This window comes from Buttiauxella cochleicola (genome assembly GCF_021282405.1).
Classification (GTDB): Bacteria; Pseudomonadota; Gammaproteobacteria; order Enterobacterales; family Enterobacteriaceae; genus Buttiauxella; species Buttiauxella massiliensis.
Genome location: NZ_JAJSOU010000011.1, coordinates 1 through 15,905 on the forward strand (window position 1 = coordinate 1; position 15,905 = coordinate 15,905).

The 15,905-nt window shown below is 48.0% G+C and carries 18 protein-coding genes and 2 pseudogenes; 3 read left to right on the forward strand and 17 right to left on the reverse strand.

The genetic code is table 11. The annotated features are described in order from the left end of the window. Nucleotides 1-120 precede the first annotated feature (120 nt). From LVQ79_RS15180 to LVQ79_RS15225, 10 genes and pseudogenes are all read right to left on the reverse strand, one after another. Nucleotides 121-873 (reverse strand): annotated as a pseudogene (locus LVQ79_RS15180) (tyrosine-type recombinase/integrase); the annotation flags it as partial. 564 nt (nt 874-1,437) lie between these two features. Then, nucleotides 1,438-1,758, reverse strand: a complete 321-nt coding sequence (locus tag LVQ79_RS15185) for a TA system toxin CbtA family protein (RefSeq protein ID WP_232865585.1) — start codon at nt 1,756-1,758, stop codon at nt 1,438-1,440. A 67-nt stretch (nt 1,759-1,825) separates the two neighbouring features. Continuing rightward, on the reverse strand, nt 1,826-2,161 hold the full coding sequence (locus LVQ79_RS15190; protein WP_232865586.1) for a type IV toxin-antitoxin system YeeU family antitoxin: 336 nt from the start codon (nt 2,159-2,161) through the stop codon (nt 1,826-1,828). 13 nt (nt 2,162-2,174) lie between these two features. Further along, the gene (gene radC / locus LVQ79_RS15195; RefSeq protein WP_232865587.1) at nt 2,175-2,654 is read right to left on the reverse strand and encodes a RadC family protein; all 480 of its coding nucleotides are present in this window, start codon (nt 2,652-2,654) and stop codon (nt 2,175-2,177) included. A gap of 406 nt (nt 2,655-3,060) precedes the next feature. After that, on the reverse strand, nt 3,061-3,924 hold the full coding sequence (locus LVQ79_RS15200; RefSeq protein WP_232865588.1) for a ribokinase: 864 nt from the start codon (nt 3,922-3,924) through the stop codon (nt 3,061-3,063). A gap of 1 nt (nt 3,925) precedes the next feature. After that, nucleotides 3,926-4,783: a MurR/RpiR family transcriptional regulator gene (locus tag LVQ79_RS15205; RefSeq protein ID WP_134186396.1), complete on the reverse strand. Its 858-nt coding sequence runs from the start codon at nt 4,781-4,783 to the stop codon at nt 3,926-3,928. After that, on the reverse strand, nt 4,783-5,754 hold the full coding sequence (locus tag LVQ79_RS15210; protein ID WP_232865589.1) for an ABC transporter permease: 972 nt from the start codon (nt 5,752-5,754) through the stop codon (nt 4,783-4,785). Before LVQ79_RS15210 ends, LVQ79_RS15205 begins: the two co-directional genes overlap by 1 nt. Nucleotides 5,755-5,785: 31 nt before the next feature. Further along, the gene (locus LVQ79_RS15215) at nt 5,786-7,288 is read right to left on the reverse strand and encodes a sugar ABC transporter ATP-binding protein (protein ID WP_232865590.1); all 1,503 of its coding nucleotides are present in this window, start codon (nt 7,286-7,288) and stop codon (nt 5,786-5,788) included. Nucleotides 7,289-7,308: 20 nt separating this feature from the next. Then, nucleotides 7,309-8,349 carry a sugar ABC transporter substrate-binding protein gene (locus LVQ79_RS15220; RefSeq protein WP_134186390.1) on the reverse strand — a complete coding sequence of 347 codons (1,041 nt, stop codon included), beginning with the start codon at nt 8,347-8,349 and terminating at the stop codon, nt 7,309-7,311. Between the two features lie 50 nt (nt 8,350-8,399). Continuing rightward, nucleotides 8,400-9,380 carry a TIM barrel protein gene (locus LVQ79_RS15225; protein WP_134186387.1) on the reverse strand — a complete coding sequence of 327 codons (981 nt, stop codon included), beginning with the start codon at nt 9,378-9,380 and terminating at the stop codon, nt 8,400-8,402. A 259-nt stretch (nt 9,381-9,639) separates the two neighbouring features. Between LVQ79_RS15225 and LVQ79_RS22590 the strand changes: the two are divergent. After that, nucleotides 9,640-9,745, forward strand: a pseudogene (locus LVQ79_RS22590) (aldo/keto reductase); the annotation flags it as partial. A gap of 131 nt (nt 9,746-9,876) precedes the next feature. On the opposite strand, the gene LVQ79_RS15235 reads toward LVQ79_RS22590, so the two are convergent. The 7 genes from LVQ79_RS15235 to LVQ79_RS15265 form a co-directional block, all read right to left on the reverse strand. Then, a complete protein-coding gene (locus tag LVQ79_RS15235; protein ID WP_232865591.1) occupies nt 9,877-10,344 on the reverse strand; it encodes a YfjT/YkfB family phage-associated protein in 468 nt (155 codons plus the stop codon). A gap of 23 nt (nt 10,345-10,367) precedes the next feature. Further along, nucleotides 10,368-10,811 carry a YfjS/YafY family lipoprotein gene (locus tag LVQ79_RS15240; protein WP_232865592.1) on the reverse strand — a complete coding sequence of 148 codons (444 nt, stop codon included), beginning with the start codon at nt 10,809-10,811 and terminating at the stop codon, nt 10,368-10,370. Beyond that, nucleotides 10,811-11,047 carry a protein YpjK gene (gene ypjK, locus LVQ79_RS15245; RefSeq protein WP_042015432.1) on the reverse strand — a complete coding sequence of 79 codons (237 nt, stop codon included), beginning with the start codon at nt 11,045-11,047 and terminating at the stop codon, nt 10,811-10,813. Before ypjK ends, LVQ79_RS15240 begins: the two co-directional genes overlap by 1 nt. Before the next feature lie 40 nt (nt 11,048-11,087). Beyond that, entirely contained in the window at nt 11,088-11,789 is a 702-nt protein-coding gene (locus LVQ79_RS15250; protein ID WP_232865593.1) for a DeoR family transcriptional regulator, read from the reverse strand. Nucleotides 11,790-12,007: 218 nt separating this feature from the next. Beyond that, on the reverse strand, nt 12,008-12,829 hold the full coding sequence (locus LVQ79_RS15255; RefSeq protein ID WP_232865702.1) for a DUF932 domain-containing protein: 822 nt from the start codon (nt 12,827-12,829) through the stop codon (nt 12,008-12,010). A gap of 91 nt (nt 12,830-12,920) precedes the next feature. Further along, nucleotides 12,921-13,784, reverse strand: a complete 864-nt coding sequence (locus LVQ79_RS15260) for a GTPase family protein (protein ID WP_232865594.1) — start codon at nt 13,782-13,784, stop codon at nt 12,921-12,923. A gap of 117 nt (nt 13,785-13,901) precedes the next feature. Continuing rightward, entirely contained in the window at nt 13,902-14,654 is a 753-nt protein-coding gene (locus LVQ79_RS15265) for a YagM family protein (RefSeq protein ID WP_232865595.1), read from the reverse strand. A 286-nt stretch (nt 14,655-14,940) separates the two neighbouring features. Between LVQ79_RS15265 and LVQ79_RS15270 the strand changes: the two genes are divergently transcribed. Together LVQ79_RS15270 and LVQ79_RS15275 are read left to right on the forward strand one after the other, a co-directional pair. Continuing rightward, nucleotides 14,941-15,519, forward strand: coding sequence for a YagK/YfjJ domain-containing protein (locus LVQ79_RS15270; RefSeq protein WP_153880691.1), 579 nt, complete (start codon nt 14,941-14,943; stop codon nt 15,517-15,519). 121 nt (nt 15,520-15,640) lie between these two features. Next, entirely contained in the window at nt 15,641-15,847 is a 207-nt protein-coding gene (locus LVQ79_RS15275) for a helix-turn-helix transcriptional regulator (RefSeq protein ID WP_232865596.1), read from the forward strand. Nucleotides 15,848-15,905 lie beyond the last annotated feature (58 nt).

Consider the following 15,905-nt stretch of genomic DNA (forward strand, 5'->3'; position numbering starts at 1 on the left):
GTTTTAAGACCTTTAGCCAGTTCAGCCGCAAGGGCTTTAAGTTTCTTTTCGTCCATAATTTGCCTGTCTCCGTTGTTGGAGTGAACATATCAAAAACAGGCAGATACACAATTTTAATTACAGTCTCGTCCAGCGAGCAAAACGTAACTCGCTCGAACGGATGAAAACTAGTAACGTCAAATCCACAGCTAGCCGCGTTAATGGTCTGCCGGTGTAGTTATCAATACGATGGAGTAACTCAGGAATGCGGTTGAGATCTAGCGCAGCGCGATGCTTTCGTTTAGCTGTTGCGATCGCACCAGCGATCTCTTGTGCAGGATTGTAATCAATTAAGCCGTTCTGTACCGCAAAGCGCATTATTGCCGTTGTCCGCTGTTGAAGACGCGCAGCTACTTCAAGACGTCCTGACTTCTCCACGGCTTTAATTGGAACCAGTAAATCGCGAGTACCAATATCTACTAAATTTCGCTTCCCTACTGCGGCAAATAAATTGTCTTCCAGACTTTTCAACACTCGAGCACTGTGCGATGGAGACCACTTTTGATTGCTGGCATGCCAGTCTCTGGCGACCACTTCAAAAGTTATCGCCTCTTGCTCTTGTTCTACCTTAACAGCTTTCTTATTCTCACTGGGATCGACTCCATTAGTTAAATGCTTGCGGGCTTCTTCACGTCGTACCCTGGCATCAGCCAATGACACTTCAGGATATTTCCCCAATGCCAGCATCTTTTCTTTCCCGCCGAAGCGATAACGCAGCCGCCAATATTTAGAACCGTTCGGGTGAACCAGCAACACCATGCCGTCACCATCAGTCAGCTTATAAGCTTTTGCTTCCGGCTTAGCAGTACGAACCTTCACATCACTCAGAGCCATATTGAGTATCCTTTCAAGGGTTCTGTGTGGGTACAAACATTATCGAACCGGGATATACCCACATTTGTACCCGCATCAGTAAGTTGATGTAGATTGAATCAGGTTGACTTATGTTGACTGAAAAAGCGAGAGGAGCCTTGCGGGGACTGGATTTTAGGCATAAAAAAAGACCTCAGTTGAGGTCTATTTACATACTAATGGTGCGAAGGCCGGACTCGCACATAATAATTAATCCTTTGATTTAAAAGCAATAAAAAATAGCATTTAGATAATGTACCAACATCGATACCAACACATTAAATCGTTGATTTTGGGACTCGAATCGGGGCAAAAACCAAGGCGTTGATCCAACCAGATTCTAACATGATGACAGCATCCCCGATTAATGCTTCTCCAAAATATCATTCATCCGTTAGTTGAATTCGCTTAATACGTCGGGTTCTGTTTGCATCGTCAATCATCCATAAAAGCAAACACGCCTGCCGTAAGTGGCAGGCGCATTATGCGATGAATAAAAAGAGAGGAAAGTGCAGAGGTAAAAATCAGGAATGAGGCTCGAAGAATTTACGTATTCATTAATCCGGTAGCTCGCCTTGCTCTGAGAATATCGGTAGCGGTCAGGAATGGCGTCTGCTCCTGCCAGGTGAATCCCTTGCGGTCGGTGCGCACCAGCTCATAGCGTTCCACAAGGAAATTCACCGCATCAGCAAGCGTGATACCAGCCTCGATATGTTCCTCAATGGCCGCATCATCATGGAATGGCGTGTCGTTGAGTGTCAGGCCGTAATGCTGCTCCAGCAGATACGTTAACAGTTGTTGCCACACCTGGACGGGCGACAGGCGTGACGGAACCGGCACCGTGGCCGGTACAGTTGAGATTTGCATATGTTGAGTCTCTTAAATAAAGGAACGGAAGATTTGATGGCTTACAAAGCTAAGACGATGCTGAGGATCAGTCTTTAACCTGATTTGAGGGATAAATTGCGATATACACATACCCATGACTGCCCAGCGTATCTGCTTCACAGGTCAGCCCGTTACGATACAGCGTGACACAGTGCGCGTACCGGGGATTCAGCTCGCAGGAGAGCAGCATCAGCTCCAGATGTGCGACAAAATGTGGGAAGGCTTCATCCAGATGTCGGGCCTGCATCTCGCTGAATGAGCCGGTGAAACCAGCACGGTCCGCCAGAAAATGCAGACGATGGCCTTCCTGCACCAGCCGTGCTCCAAAACACGGTGTGATATCTCGTTTAAGCCCCCAGGTTTGGGTAGCGTCTTTGTTCATAATTTTATTCCTGTTAAAGAAGACCATGTTCGGCGAATGAGAATATTTGCCTACCGCCGACAATCAGGTGGTCGGGGACCCGGATCTCCACCAGCATCAACGCCTGTACCAGTCGTTGGGTGATGGCTTTGTCTGCCTGGCTCGGAGCAACCTCCCCTGAGGGGTGGTTATGGGCAAATATCACTGCTGCCGCGTTAAAGTACAGGGCGCGTTTCACCACCTCGCGGGGATGAACTTCAGTGTGACTGATAGTGCCGGTGAACAGCGTTTCATGGGCAAGCAGTTGGTTCTGGTTATTGAGGTACATCACGACAAATTCTTCCCGCTCAAGGGTACCCATCTTCAGCCTGAGCCAGTCGCGTGCGGCCTGTGTGGAGGTAAATGCCACACCCGGTTCGCGCAGGTGATGGTCTAGCAGACTCAGGGCACGTTTGATGGTGCGCAGTGAGGTCAACGGCAGTTCTGGCGTAAACAAGGTCAGTTGTTTCTCCATGGCAAAACTCCTAATCAATGGTAGTAAGGATGGCACTGGATTCGGTACGGAGACGTAATGGGTGTATTCGAGCAGGCAGATGGCAATACCTGTGCGAAATGCATGAGGAAACGAAGCCAGCAATGACCCAGTGACTCACACCCATTCACAGTGTTAAAAATAAAAAATCCCGCAATCCAGTGAGGATGCGGGAGAATGCATAGGGATAATATCTATCTGTAATTATTTAGAAAAATGGATATTTATCGAATTCTATAATGAGATTTATCACTACAAATACTTCTTGGATATGATCGTCCGCCTTGTGCTGTGAGTTCAACCCATGGATTCAATATTCAGTTTTTGGAAAATCTTGAAATGTAAGTGATGCAATAATGCGGTGTCCGGATTGACCACCGCACTAAAATTACTCGGTAATACGTGACACATGTTCCGCTGCAGCTTCATTCGCGCGTTGACAAGCTTGCGCCAGACTTTCACCTTGTGACAGTGCGTTGCACAACACGCCAACAAAACAATCCCCCGCTCCGTGAGTACTGACTAATACGACAGGAATCGCTGAAAGGGAGCTGGCGGGCTCGCCCTTCAACCCAAATGCCACACCGTGCTCACCGGCAGTAACCACCACTGCAGGAAAACGTTCGCACAATTTCTCCGTCGCGGTACGTGCAGAAGCCAAATCAGTCACGTCAATTCCGCTCAAATCCCGTGCTTCGACGCCGTTAACAACCAGAATATCGATGTTACTTTCCAATTCCTGGTTCATCATTCGCGCGGGAGCAGCATTCAGACACACCAGAACATCATGATGATGGGCTTGTTGTGCGGCGCGAACATTTACAGATTCAGGCACTTCATTTTGCAAAATGAGCAGTTGAGTCTGATCCCATAATGCTGAATCACAAAAAGTGCTTTCAGGAATATGATTGTTAGCGTTAGAAACCACCACTGCGCCATAATCTCCTTCGGCATCACTAATGGCGACACTCATTCCAGATGGAACCTGTTCAATGGTTGCCAGTCGACTGATATCAATGGCATTGTCCTTGAGGATATCGCTTAAAAATATTCCATTAGTATCAGCCCCAACCGCGCCTACAAAAGCCACCTGTGCGCCGGCCCTTGCAGCGGAAACAGCCTGGTTCCCACCTTTACCGCCGAATTTATAGTGGCAACCACTGCCAATAACGGTTTCACCTTTTTCCGGGCGATGGTGCGCCTGTAACATAATGTCGTAATGCAGACTGCCTGTGACTACTATTTTGCTCATGCTAGTACTCTCTTAAATCCTTGACCGCTTGCTGCGTTTTCATCAGGTTTCTTTCCGCTTTCTTCAAATCCTTTTTGGCGATAGCGACAAACAGCGCGTCCAGGATATTGAGCTGCGCAATACGCGATGCGGCATTTTCCCCGAGCAGATGCGATCCTTGTGATGTGGAGTTGAGCACCACATGCGAATTGTGCGCAATAGGTGACTCAGCATAGTTAGTAATGGCAATTGCTTTGGCACCGTTGCGGGTAGCCAGTTTAATCGGGTCATTCACGGCACGTGTGGCACCGGAGTGACTAATTGCAATAACCACATCATCGTCAGACAAAATAGCAGCAGACATCAGCATGGTATGAGCATCGTCATGCACTGACGATTTAATACCAATTTTCAGAAGCTTATGCGACAGGTCACGTGCGACGGTGGCCGAACCACCGACGGCGTACATATCGATATAGCGCGCTTTGAATATGATATCAGCCGCACGATCGAAAGCCGCAATATCGAGTATTGAACTGGTTTCCTCGATTGCCTGGATTGATGTCCGAAACACTTTTGCCAATAATTGTTCCGACGAATCCTCAGGCTCAATTTCCGCATGTAGATTAGCTACTTCAGAATGGTTGTAATAAATCAAACTGCTTCTGAAATCACGAAAACCGGAAAAGTTAAGTTTCTTGGCAAGTTTTACTACCATCGCCTCAGAAACATTATTCTCCTGAGCAATTTCTTTTAACGACGTTTGCTCAGATAAATTGGTTTTTAGCGTGATTGACTCCACAACCTTTTTCTCCAACGGAGTCAGATGGGGCAATCTCATACGAATTTGAGCACCAATCGCTCGTGGGTCCAGGTTCATTATTTGCCTCGTGTCGCTCTGTCAATCAACATCGCTATGATAATAATAAGGCCTGTAGCAAGCAATTGATAAAAAGCCTGGATATTCAACAATGTCAAACCATTACGCAATGCCCCGAGAATTATTGCCCCGATAATTGTACCGAGTACGCTACCTTTACCTCCCATTAATGAAGCACCACCAATCGCAGCCGCAGCAATAGCATCAAGCTCCCATAAATTTCCTAACGTAGGTTCAGCAGCCCCCAGGCGTCCAATTAAAATAAGTGCAGCGAGTGAAGCTAATACACCAGAAAGAACATATACAGTGACTTTTGTTCTTTTTACCGGCACGCCTGCCACACGTGCAGCTTCTTCATTCCCACCCACCGCAAGAATATACTCACCCAAAGGGGTCTTATTCATAACCACCCATAAAATAAGCGCAATGGCCACCACAATAATAATTGGCATGGGAATACCAAACACCAGTCCATTTATGACATTGCGGAACTCCACTGGAATACCAAATATTGGGTTACCATCGGTGAAAATCAGTGCAATAGCACGAAACAGTGACAAACCACCCAGAGTTACAATAAAGGGTTGTAAGCCAGCATAAGCGACAAGTGTTCCGCTGAATACTCCACATAATGCGCCGATACCTAACGTCGCCATTACGGCTAACGGAACCGGAACACCCGCGACCATCAGTGTAGCACCCAGCACTGCTGATAGTGCAGCTGCAGGGCCAACTGACAAGTCGATACCTCCTGAGATGATAACCAGCGTCATGCCGAGAGCGATAATGGCGTTAATTGACGACTGTTGCAGAATGTTAAGAAAATTGGGTAAAGTAAAAAATACCGGTGATAGAAAAGAGAAGGTGACAATAATAATTAATAAACCAATAAGCGTCCCGGCATCACGCACGTTAAATTTAAAATGTGATGTAACTGGGGTCGCTGGCTGTGTATTACCTTGTGTCATCATGATGAGTAACCTTAAAGATAAAAGGGAGAAATTAATTTTTTACGTCCAGATCGTTGATGGCGAATCGGGCAATATTTTCCTCTGTAATATCCTTGCCATGTAATTCTCTGGAAATTCTACCTTCGCGCATAACCAATACGCGGTCAGAGATGCGGATTATTTCTGTCATTTCAGATGAGACAACTATTATCGCCTTTCCCTGCTGAGCCAGCTTTTCAATCAGATTATAAATTTCTGATTTGGCACCAATATCGATACCTCGGGTAGGCTCATCAAAAAGAAATACTCTGGCGTCGGCGGCAACCCAGCGACCAATAATCACTTTTTGCTGATTGCCTCCGCTTAGTGTGCCAATCGGCTTTTCAATATTCAGCGGGCGTAACTTTAAGTCAGTCATTACATCAGTCGCGACCTGATTTAATTTACTTTTCTTAATCAGCCCACCTACAGTGAATTTTCGCATTGACGGTAGGGCGACATTCATTTTGACCGCACGTTCTTTAATGATGCCTTCCTTTTTGCGGTCTTCTGGTACCAGCCCGATACCAGCACGAATGGCATTAGCGATAGAGAGTTTTCCCAGCACTTCGCCTTCTATTGCTATCTGCCCACTGGTGGATTTATCGATACCGGCAATCAGCTTCAAAAGCTCAGTGCGTCCAGCTCCAACCAGTCCGGCAATGCCCAACACCTCGCCCGCGTTAACCTTAAAACTGGCATTGACGACGGCTTTATCTCGACCAAGGTTTTTGACTTCCAGCACCAGCTTTTCAGTAGCATAAGAATTGTGCTGTACCTTCTCAATTTTACGTCCCACCATTTTGGTGACGATGGTCTCTTCCGTTTCATCGCAAATGTTAACCACGCCGACCTGCCTGCCATCACGCATAATGGTTGCACGGTCGCAGACTTTAAAAATCTCATTCATTTTGTGCGACACGTAAATCAGCGCCACATTCATAGATTTGAGATCGGAAATCAGCTCCGCCAGCCGGTCAAATTCACGTGGTGTCAGGCTGGATGTTGGTTCATCCATGGCGATGATTTTCGCATCATCAAGCAGTGCGCGGGCAATTTCCACGATCTGCTGTTGGGATACTTTGAGATTCTTAATCGGTTCGTTGGGATCGATCGTGGGATCGAGGCGTTTAAGAATCGTCATCGCCCTTGCGTACTGGGCTTTCTTGTTAACGAACAAACCTTTGTATCTGGTTAATGGTCGGCCTAAAAACATATTCTGCGCAACGGAGAGTTCAGGAACGTGCTGCAATTCCTGGTGGATCATGGCAATACCAGCATGGCGCGCAGACAGCGGGCTTTTCATCTGAATAACCTGACCTTCAACACAGATCTCACCGCTATCCGCAGCCCTGACGCCGGACAGGATATTGAGCAATGTCGATTTCCCGGCGCCATTTTCGCCAATTAGCGCATGTACTTCCCCACGTTTAACTGAAAAATCAACGTCCTGAACAGCAATGGCATTGCCATAGGTTTTGGTGATACTGCGCATCGTTAAACAAAACTGTTCCATACACCCTCCGTTGCCTGGCTTTATTGCTGTTTCAGCAGTTCACGTAGTTTGTTGTTATCTTTGGTGGAGAATGCATCTGCATTTTCTTTAGTGATGAGCGCCTGCGGAGTTGAAACTACACGAGAGATTTTCTGCCCATCAATCAGACGCAGCATCACTTCCATGGCAACTTCGCCCGTCAACACCGGGAAGCTATCCACCGTGCCAGTCAACTCACCGCGCTTGATGGATGCATAAGCATCAGAAATGCCGTCAGTGCCGAAGACCGCAACCTGGGCAGATTTATTAACCGAGCGCACGGCTTCAACGACACCCAACGCCATGCCGTCGTTATTTGCGTAAAAGCCAATTAAATCAGGATGCTGTTGCAAAATAGTGGCGGCGGCATTATAGGCACGCTCGCGGCTCCAGTTTGCCGGAATACTGGCGACAAGCGTAAATTTACCGTTGGCGGTAATAGTCTCACGAAAACCGCTGGTGCGCTGGCCTGCGGCATATACACCCGGTTGCCCTTCGATAATGGCTACTTTGCCACCTTCAGGGTGGTGTTTGATGAACCAGTTCGCGACCCGGACACCGTTATCTTTCTGCACATTGCCCACATACCATGCAGCAGTTGGCATGACGGCATCGTTCACGTTGACGACAGGAATTCCTTTGCTTTTCGCGGTTTCCCAGGCAGGTTGCAGATTGGCATCAGTTTGCGGTGACACCAGCAGGCCATTAAAACCTTGAGAGAGAAGGGTTTCGGCAATTGAAAGCTGACCTAGCTGATCGTCTTCATTTGCCGCAGCCTGATAAGCGACGGTAAAACCATTTTTTTTCGCTACGTTTTTGTAGCCTTCACCCAGCGAGCGCCAGTATTCATTGGTTAATGTTTTCGATACGCCGCCAATTTTCAGCTTACTGTCGACGGCGGGCATCGGGCCATATTTGCTGGTAAGCTCTGTCCAGTCTGTACGATCAGGTTCGGTATCAGAATGCAGTGGTGGAAGTTCCGCTGCGTAAAGGCAAGAGCTGAATAAGGTAGAGGCGAGTACAGAGAGTAATTTTATTTTCATCTTTTGACCTTCAATGTTTTTGTAGGGGTAAAACACCGGTAGCTTACGAATCAGCGAGCCAGCATGATGTCATTCACTATTTGCTGTGATGTAACAGCATCCTGACGCGCGATCGCATCTGATAGCTCCGGGTTGTTGTTGAGTTTTTCACTCAGTTTTAAGAAACGTTTGACGGTCGCGATATTGGTTTCAGCTTCGCGTACCGGATCAAGACCACTAGCGTCCGGGAAGGTATCGAAGTAATACGCACCCTGATAACCATCGCGCTGCATTTGCCAGATAAATTCCAGTGTTGCGCGAGGATTGACTGAGCCAACCATCAGACCATCGTCACGTTTTCCCCAGCCGTCGTTCAGATCAAGACCCAATAAACGTGAGCGACGTGCAACCATTGCGGCGGCGTAAGCCGGGATTTCGTTGGCGAAAAGTACGTGTGCAAAATCAAGCGTAATGCCCAGATTTGGTGACCCCGCTTCTTCTACGGCTAACAGGCAGGTAGTGACGTTCGGGAAGATACTGTATGCGCGAGGTTCATTGGGCTTATATTCAATGCTGATATCAACATCCGGTGCGTATTCCGCTACTTCACGTACTGCGCTGACGGCATCTTCCCACATCTTTTTGTAATCAGCCTGGAAGCAGTAATCAAAGCCATCCTGACCCATCCAGAGTGTCATTAATTTGGCCCCAAACTCGCGCCCTGCATCAATACCTTGTTTAGTCAGCTCAATGGCTTTGCGGCGAATTTTTGCATCCGGGTGAGTAAAGGCACCGATTTTGAATTCAGGAGCATCCCAGCGCATTTGCATTCCGTTAACCGCAAGGCCAGCAGCTTCAATGGCCTGGCGCATGGTTTTAACGTCAGTTGTCATATGCTGGGGGTAGTTTAAATCCAGGTGAGTCAAGCCTTGCACCGTTCCGGCGCGTTCAATCATTTGCAGTACCGACGGTTTACCCTGCAAATCAGGCCAGTAAATATGTGGTCCGGAGGCAAAAGAGTTCAGGCGTGTAGCAAATTTCAATTCTGACATGGGAAGTCCTTCCTAAATTGAACTGTAAAGTACTTTCTTTCTTCACAATAATTCGTAAAGTAATGATTTACTATCATTGGGAGACTGCTTCCGCAAGTTAATTACGTTGTGGGGGAGGAATTTTGCGATGCTATTCACGAAATCAGAATGGCTGGGGGAGGCTTTGACGAGGCGTAAGGTTCGACTGAATATCTAAGTCTTATGATTTTTAAAAACTATAGGATATTAGTGCGAGAGATTCGTTATCGATGCTGTCGAAATGAGCTACGCCCCGGCCACAGATACACAACAGGCAATCGAGCTCATTCGTGTAGCGGTTGAACGTGGTGTTACTTTCGTCGGCGCAGCCGAAGTGTATGCCCCTAACGTCGATCATCTGATCGGAAGCTTGACCACCTTCGGTTTCAATATCGTTGTTGATTAAGCGACAAAAAAAAGAAAACCCCGGCAGCCTGGTGGCTGTCGGGGTTGGATTGCATGTCGAAAAATGAATGTATCAGTCGTTAGTGCAGTCCGCTAATGTTGGCAGGACCTTTTGTGCATTCTGCATATCAGGTTTAAACGTTCCAACTTTGCGGTCATTGACGTAGACCTCGAACTGCGAGGCCTTGCGAATATCCATGATAAAGCTGTACCAGGCGTTATCCCCGTTACGCCAGCCCAGGCTGGACGGAATGGCGTATTGTTGATGGTTCATCACCACCGTGATGTCGGTACCGTCATCATGCGAACTGACCGTTTTGTCTCCCGCGAGGGTAAGAAAAACCGAGTGCTGGTAGATACCGTTCTGGTCCAGATTGCCCGTACAGTTTATGGTAAACATCTTCCCACTGGCGTCCGTCACGCTGTATTCCGCATTGCCCTGGCCGTAACCCTGCTGCCAGAGTCCGGGAACCGCAGAAGCATTAAAGCTCGCGAGCAGTACGCCTGCCAGCGCAAACCGGCTGAGTGAACGTGTTTTCATTCCTGTCACCTTTATCTTTATTTTTATTCCTGATTATCAGGATTTGACGGTATCAGCAGCCGCCCCATCAGTTTGCCGTCATGGGAGTATTCGAAGTATTTTTCCTTCGAATACGGGTCCGTGACCTCGTGGTATTCCAGTTTGATATTGTCGGCAATACACAGCGCATTCATCAGCGGCTGCACGGTTTTTTCCTCCATATCCACCAGATAGTAGTAACTGCCACCCTCGCAACCTTCCGGCGACTGACGGGTACGTAAGACCTGCAGGGTGAGACCTGTGGAGAAGCCAATCTGTGCCCATTCCTCACTGACATCATCCTGGCGGCTGACCACGTCACTGAAGCGCGGAGGCGTGAGGTCCTTGAATTTGCTGATGGCTTTCAGGTCATCACTCCTGTCATCGCAGGCGCTCAGCAACAGGGTGGTGGCAACCAGTGCCAGCAGAGGGAGTGTTTTACGTTTCATTATTTTTTTCCTGAAATCAGACGAACGACTTTGGCAAAGACATAAATCCCCACGAAAATGCCTACCGGAACACCGACGAACGGCGTCAGCGCAACACTGGCGGCACCCGCTGCGCCACCGCCTGTCAGCAGTGCGGCAACGGTGCCAAGTGTCAGGGCCGTGAGGCTGTCAGACACCCCGGTTTTGTTCAGAATGATGACGATGACAACAATGGCGATAATGGCAATAACGGGCATAGGGCTCCTCCCTGTTGCCGGGTTGATAACAAAACCTGATCTATTCCGGTGGGCAGTCAGCCGGAACAAACGCAAGCAGTGACTGCTGGATAAAGCGAAAATGGGGTAAGGACTGAATGAACACTGGGTCTTCTGCCAGGCGGCACAGACTGTCATTACGGCGGAACGTCTCCTGCAGGGGCTGAACCAGATGGATTTCATCCAGGGTGAATACGGCGATATGTCCGTCGTGCTCACCCACCAGGTACCAGGCCTGCTGATGGATGAGCAACCGACAGGGAGCCAGTCGCTCACAGCGCTGTCCATCCGCAATCAGCATCACCCGCCTGCGCCCGGTAATAGCCTGAATCAACCGCCAGAAAGACAATGAGCCAGACGGTGAAGGGAGCGGACTGGCGGGCGATATCACGCAGGGAGACTCGTCACACATCAGCAGTGCGTTCACCAGGCGTCGGTCAAGGCCAGGGAAAAGCCCGGCCAGCCCGCTCCGGTGGGCAAAGATAAGCACATCTGGCACCATCTGCATCTCACTGCCAGCAGTACGTAAGCGGCAGTAGCCGGACTGATATTCCAGGTCCAGATACATCAGCCGCTCACGAAAATCCCGCCGCAGTGTGCGCACCGACACGCCAAACTCAGCGGCCAGTTTGCGTACGCTCAGCGTTTCCCCCGCCACCAGACGGCTGATTATCAGTGACAGCCTGACAGCCAGCCGGTCATGGCGGCGTTCTGCCTGTGTCATGAATGGTTCTCCGTGAAAGTTAACTGACTGAAAATGATGTGAATACTTTAAAGAGGGGTGCGGACAGGGTATGGACACTGCAGAAACTATTTTTCATTTCTGCAAAAGTCAGATGTGGTGGGGGTTACAGGTCATCTTCGAGGGAGTGGGATCTGTCAGTACGTTGCAATGCGGACAGGTGGTGTCCGATATTAACAACATGGCAACAAAGGTAATGACTACTGCAGTTGTGTAAGCAATGTTTCCGCCATCACCCACAGTGCCCGGTTAAGCTTCACATCCCCGTCAATGCCACGTACGGCACGGGTGTGCGTCCGCCCGCCTTTAACATTACGACCACTGAGTCCGCCCTTAATCAGGTTTTCCTGCACGCGCTGATAGGTAGTCCACAGGTCATTGCTCTCATCCTGCCAGCGGCGCGGGGAGAGTATCTGCGATTCGCTCACGGGCTGGTGGTCCTCACCAAAACGGTAGGTGAGCGCAGCCTTTGCCAGTGCCTGCTGCGCGGGAGGCGGCAACAGCAGAGACTTCATGGCATCCCGCTTTTCTTCCACCCGGTCAAAAATCCCCAGCACCTCATACGCTCCCTCAATCACCTGACTCACCACATCGCCTTTATGTGGTACCCGCACATCACCAAACGACTCGCCGCAGACGAGGCCGTTCTGACACACGGCACGGAATAACCCCGGCAGCATCTGATACGAACTGGTGCCATCGTGAGAGTTGAGCAGGATAATTTCCGGCACCTGCTTACCGGTAATCTGTCCTTCCCGACGCAGGCGAAGCATATGCTTTGTATGCTCCCGACGGCCGGGGTCACGCACCCGGGTCTGACAGGCAAAGAACGGCTGAAAGCCTTCCCGCTGCAGGCTATCGAGAAGGGAGATTGTCGGTATGTACGTGTATCGCTCACTGCGGGATTCGTGTTTGTCCTCGCTGAATACGCTGGGCACCACCCGAAATAACTCTTCACGGGTTAACGGACGGTCACGACGGATAAGGTTTGCTGCACCAAAGCGCGAAGCCAGACGGGTCATAGTTAAACTCCTCATTGCTGGAAAAATAGATACAGGAAAACCCCGTCGCATAAGCGACAGGGCTTGGGGAATCACAGGAAGGGTTAAATACTCAGAAGAAGAAATCCCAGACGGCGCGGGCCACGGACACCACTGTGGTGCGTACGGCCTGAATGATGGCACGCACCGGGGCGGGTATCAGGGGAAAAGCACTGACTGTATCAAGCACTACACCAACGGTTTCACCGAAATCGTCTCGGGCCTGCTCTTTTACCTGTTCAGTACGAAAGGGGCATTGTAGTTGCGCCACAACCGGGCTGCTGGCCTCGCGTGGCAGGCACTTAATCATCTGCTCTGCCATCACCCGTACTCCCCACTGCAGACGGACCGATATGGCACACACCGGATGCACAGGCTGGAACAGTTCGTGCAGCAGGCAGATTTTACGGCTGATATTTTGTTTCTGCTCTGTGGACAATTTATCTCCACCGCTGCCAGGCTCGGCTTTGTCCGACTGACTGATTACTAACAGCACCTTATGCCGGTATGCTTCACCAATCACCTGCTGGTAAAAATGCTCATCCGTTACCAGTGCCCGGTCATCGGCCTTAATCAGCCACAGCACCAGGTCAAGCCGGGGAAGCTGGTCTTGATACAGCGCAGCATACTCGTTATCACGTGCACCGCTTTCGCCTACACCGGGCAGGTCCACAATGGTCATAAAGCGCTCACCGACTTGCAGACGAAATCGCAAAGGATCACGGGTGCAGGCCGCCACATCGCTGACCGGTGATATACTCCCGGCAAACAAGGCATTACACAGGCTACTCTTCCCCGCCCCGGTTTTACCCATAATGCCGATCACTGGCTCATAATGGGTTAACTGATTAATCTGCTGCAATATACGTTCAGATACCCATTGCGGCAGGCCGGAAAGCGAATGGTTTAGTGGCTGTAAACCTCGTGGGTTATTCATGATTACTCCTGCAATAAATAAAACTAAAACGGCAGAACCGTGAAGTTCTGCCGTTATGCTGGTATGTTCATGAAAATGATATATATCTCAAAAAAATTGGAATGCGCTTAAATAGTATCACTTCCAACAATCGTAGGGATAGTTGACTATTGACTCAGATGGATATAACTGTTCTGTAGACGCTTTATTTATTTGTAAAGCAGCAATGAATATATAACCGTCTCTAAACCTCACAACAGGAACCCAAGAAAGATATGCCGCACTTAAGTGCTTTTTCTTTTTTTGCATGTATTCAGCAATTCCGTCATTGCAGAAATCAACAAGCTTCACATAGCACAAGGAATGCAAATCAAATAAATATTCATCAACTATAAATTTGGGTATTTCAATCTGTATTAATTCATATTTAAAATTTCTCCCGAGATTATTCTCGACGCATAAATATACATGTCGAACATCACCTTTTGATTCTGGCTCGAACAATTCAATATGTCCGCTTACTTTTTGACAAAACTCCTTTCGATATCCCTCCCACTCTTGACGAGGAGGCAGTGAAAACTCCATGACTGGTTTTGGAGAAATACTAAAAATGAGTTTTTTTGAAAGTAAATGCAAATGTTTTAATGTAATTTCGTCCTTTGTATTTTGGGTTTCGAAGTGACGAACCTCATGATAAAACAAGCTAAAAAGCCTGCTTTCAACCTCCTGAGTAATTCTATTTTGATATGTCACAAAATCAAGAATAGGTGCAGTGGAACGTAATAACTCACATATTACTTTCGAACGTGACGTGCCATTGGATTCGGCATACCTGTCGATTGAATCAATCGTTAAATTATCATCGGTGTTAAATGTTATTCTCTTTATCATAACTGTTATGCATTTAATTGATTATGCATAACAACCTATCACTAAGGCCCGTAAAACGCCAGATCGCACTGCAATACTTCAGATTTCGCGCACACATTTTTCCTGTGTAAGGCAACCAAACGAACCTGCGATAGAATCCGTGAAACCATCAGTCCTTACTGATTTAAGGTTAATTAGTATTATCACCCGGAGTTAACCATCCCCCTCCTGTAATCAATACTCATCCCTGTATAAAAAATACATCACACATCTATCTATTGAACCCCATTTAGTTTGAGGATAGATCATGAAAGAACCCTACAATGCTAACCCTAATTACCCTATGCATCGTTTACTTCTCGAAGATATAAACCACCACCTGGATGAAATGTTTGAGCGTTATTCCCGCTTACTGGCTTTTCGTATGGATTTTGGCTGGAAACAAGGAAGTGAACGCTCGCAGCGTAATCTCATGGATGAGATGGAGGGCGAGATACAGCACCTGATGGACGTGGTAATTGGCCGAAAGATGGTTATTGGGTACTACTGGGTAATTGAATACAGACAACGTAAGGGGCTACATGTACATGCCATGATTTATCTTGATGGGCAGAAGCATCGAAAATGTTATCCGACCTCGCGTGCGATAGGTGAAGAATGGCGCAGCTTAACAGACGATGAAGGTCTCTTTCATCTGTGTTCCAAGAAAAAGCATTTCGTTGCAAGCTCCGGAACAATAGTGGATCACCGCAATAGGCAAGCAGTTGATGAACTACGTTACGTAATCAGTTATTTAGCCAAATCTGAGCAAAAGTCACGAGGGGTTATTGCAGGGATGAATGCTATACCTCCCCGCAGCCGTAGAGGCAGGCCCAGGAAGGAATAGCGACAAGTAAATATTGAGCCGAAGTTTTTTTACAACAGAAGCCATTGATGTGGAGGAGCTGACGGTAATGATTAGTCTACTAACAGCTTCGGTTATTCATCCTTAGCCGGAACACATCATCATGTATACAAAACCTGCACTATTTGAAGATCAATTTGTTGATATGAAATTCATTACACAGTTCACTGGCCTGAGCGATAAATGGTTTTATAAGTTGATTCAGGATGGGGCCTTCCCTAAGCCGATTAAACTGGGCAGAGCATCCCGCTGGTTAAAAAGCGATCTGGAAGAATGGTTATATTACCGTATTTATGAATCGAGGAATTAACCTGTTCCAATTCCAACCTGATTTAAAATCGCAATATTAAATGTTAACACATCAGTTA

Bases quoted from the DNA above. Each gene is read 5' to 3' on its own strand.
- LVQ79_RS15210 (WP_232865589.1), bottom strand. From the start codon at position 5,754: ATGATGACACAAGGTAATACACAGCCAGCGACCCCAGTTACATCACAT.
- LVQ79_RS15265 (WP_232865595.1), bottom strand. From the start codon at position 14,654: ATGATAAAGAGAATAACATTTAACACCGATGATAATTTAACGATTGAT.
- LVQ79_RS15240 (WP_232865592.1), bottom strand. From the start codon at position 10,811: ATGAAACGTAAAACACTCCCTCTGCTGGCACTGGTTGCCACCACCCTG.
- ypjK (WP_042015432.1), bottom strand. From the start codon at position 11,047: ATGCCCGTTATTGCCATTATCGCCATTGTTGTCATCGTCATCATTCTG.
- LVQ79_RS15235 (WP_232865591.1), bottom strand. From the start codon at position 10,344: ATGAAAACACGTTCACTCAGCCGGTTTGCGCTGGCAGGCGTACTGCTC.
- LVQ79_RS15185 (WP_232865585.1), bottom strand. From the start codon at position 1,758: ATGCAAATCTCAACTGTACCGGCCACGGTGCCGGTTCCGTCACGCCTG.
- LVQ79_RS15260 (WP_232865594.1), bottom strand. From the start codon at position 13,784: ATGAATAACCCACGAGGTTTACAGCCACTAAACCATTCGCTTTCCGGC.
- radC (WP_232865587.1), bottom strand. From the start codon at position 2,654: ATGGAGAAACAACTGACCTTGTTTACGCCAGAACTGCCGTTGACCTCA.
- LVQ79_RS15270 (WP_153880691.1), top strand. From the start codon at position 14,941: ATGAAAGAACCCTACAATGCTAACCCTAATTACCCTATGCATCGTTTA.
- LVQ79_RS15250 (WP_232865593.1), bottom strand. From the start codon at position 11,789: ATGACACAGGCAGAACGCCGCCATGACCGGCTGGCTGTCAGGCTGTCA.
- LVQ79_RS15190 (WP_232865586.1), bottom strand. From the start codon at position 2,161: ATGAACAAAGACGCTACCCAAACCTGGGGGCTTAAACGAGATATCACA.
- LVQ79_RS15200 (WP_232865588.1), bottom strand. From the start codon at position 3,924: ATGAGCAAAATAGTAGTCACAGGCAGTCTGCATTACGACATTATGTTA.
- LVQ79_RS15215 (WP_232865590.1), bottom strand. From the start codon at position 7,288: ATGGAACAGTTTTGTTTAACGATGCGCAGTATCACCAAAACCTATGGC.
- LVQ79_RS15205 (WP_134186396.1), bottom strand. From the start codon at position 4,783: ATGAACCTGGACCCACGAGCGATTGGTGCTCAAATTCGTATGAGATTG.
- LVQ79_RS15275 (WP_232865596.1), top strand. From the start codon at position 15,641: ATGTATACAAAACCTGCACTATTTGAAGATCAATTTGTTGATATGAAA.
- LVQ79_RS15225 (WP_134186387.1), bottom strand. From the start codon at position 9,380: ATGTCAGAATTGAAATTTGCTACACGCCTGAACTCTTTTGCCTCCGGA.
- LVQ79_RS15255 (WP_232865702.1), bottom strand. From the start codon at position 12,829: ATGACCCGTCTGGCTTCGCGCTTTGGTGCAGCAAACCTTATCCGTCGT.
- LVQ79_RS15220 (WP_134186390.1), bottom strand. From the start codon at position 8,349: ATGAAAATAAAATTACTCTCTGTACTCGCCTCTACCTTATTCAGCTCT.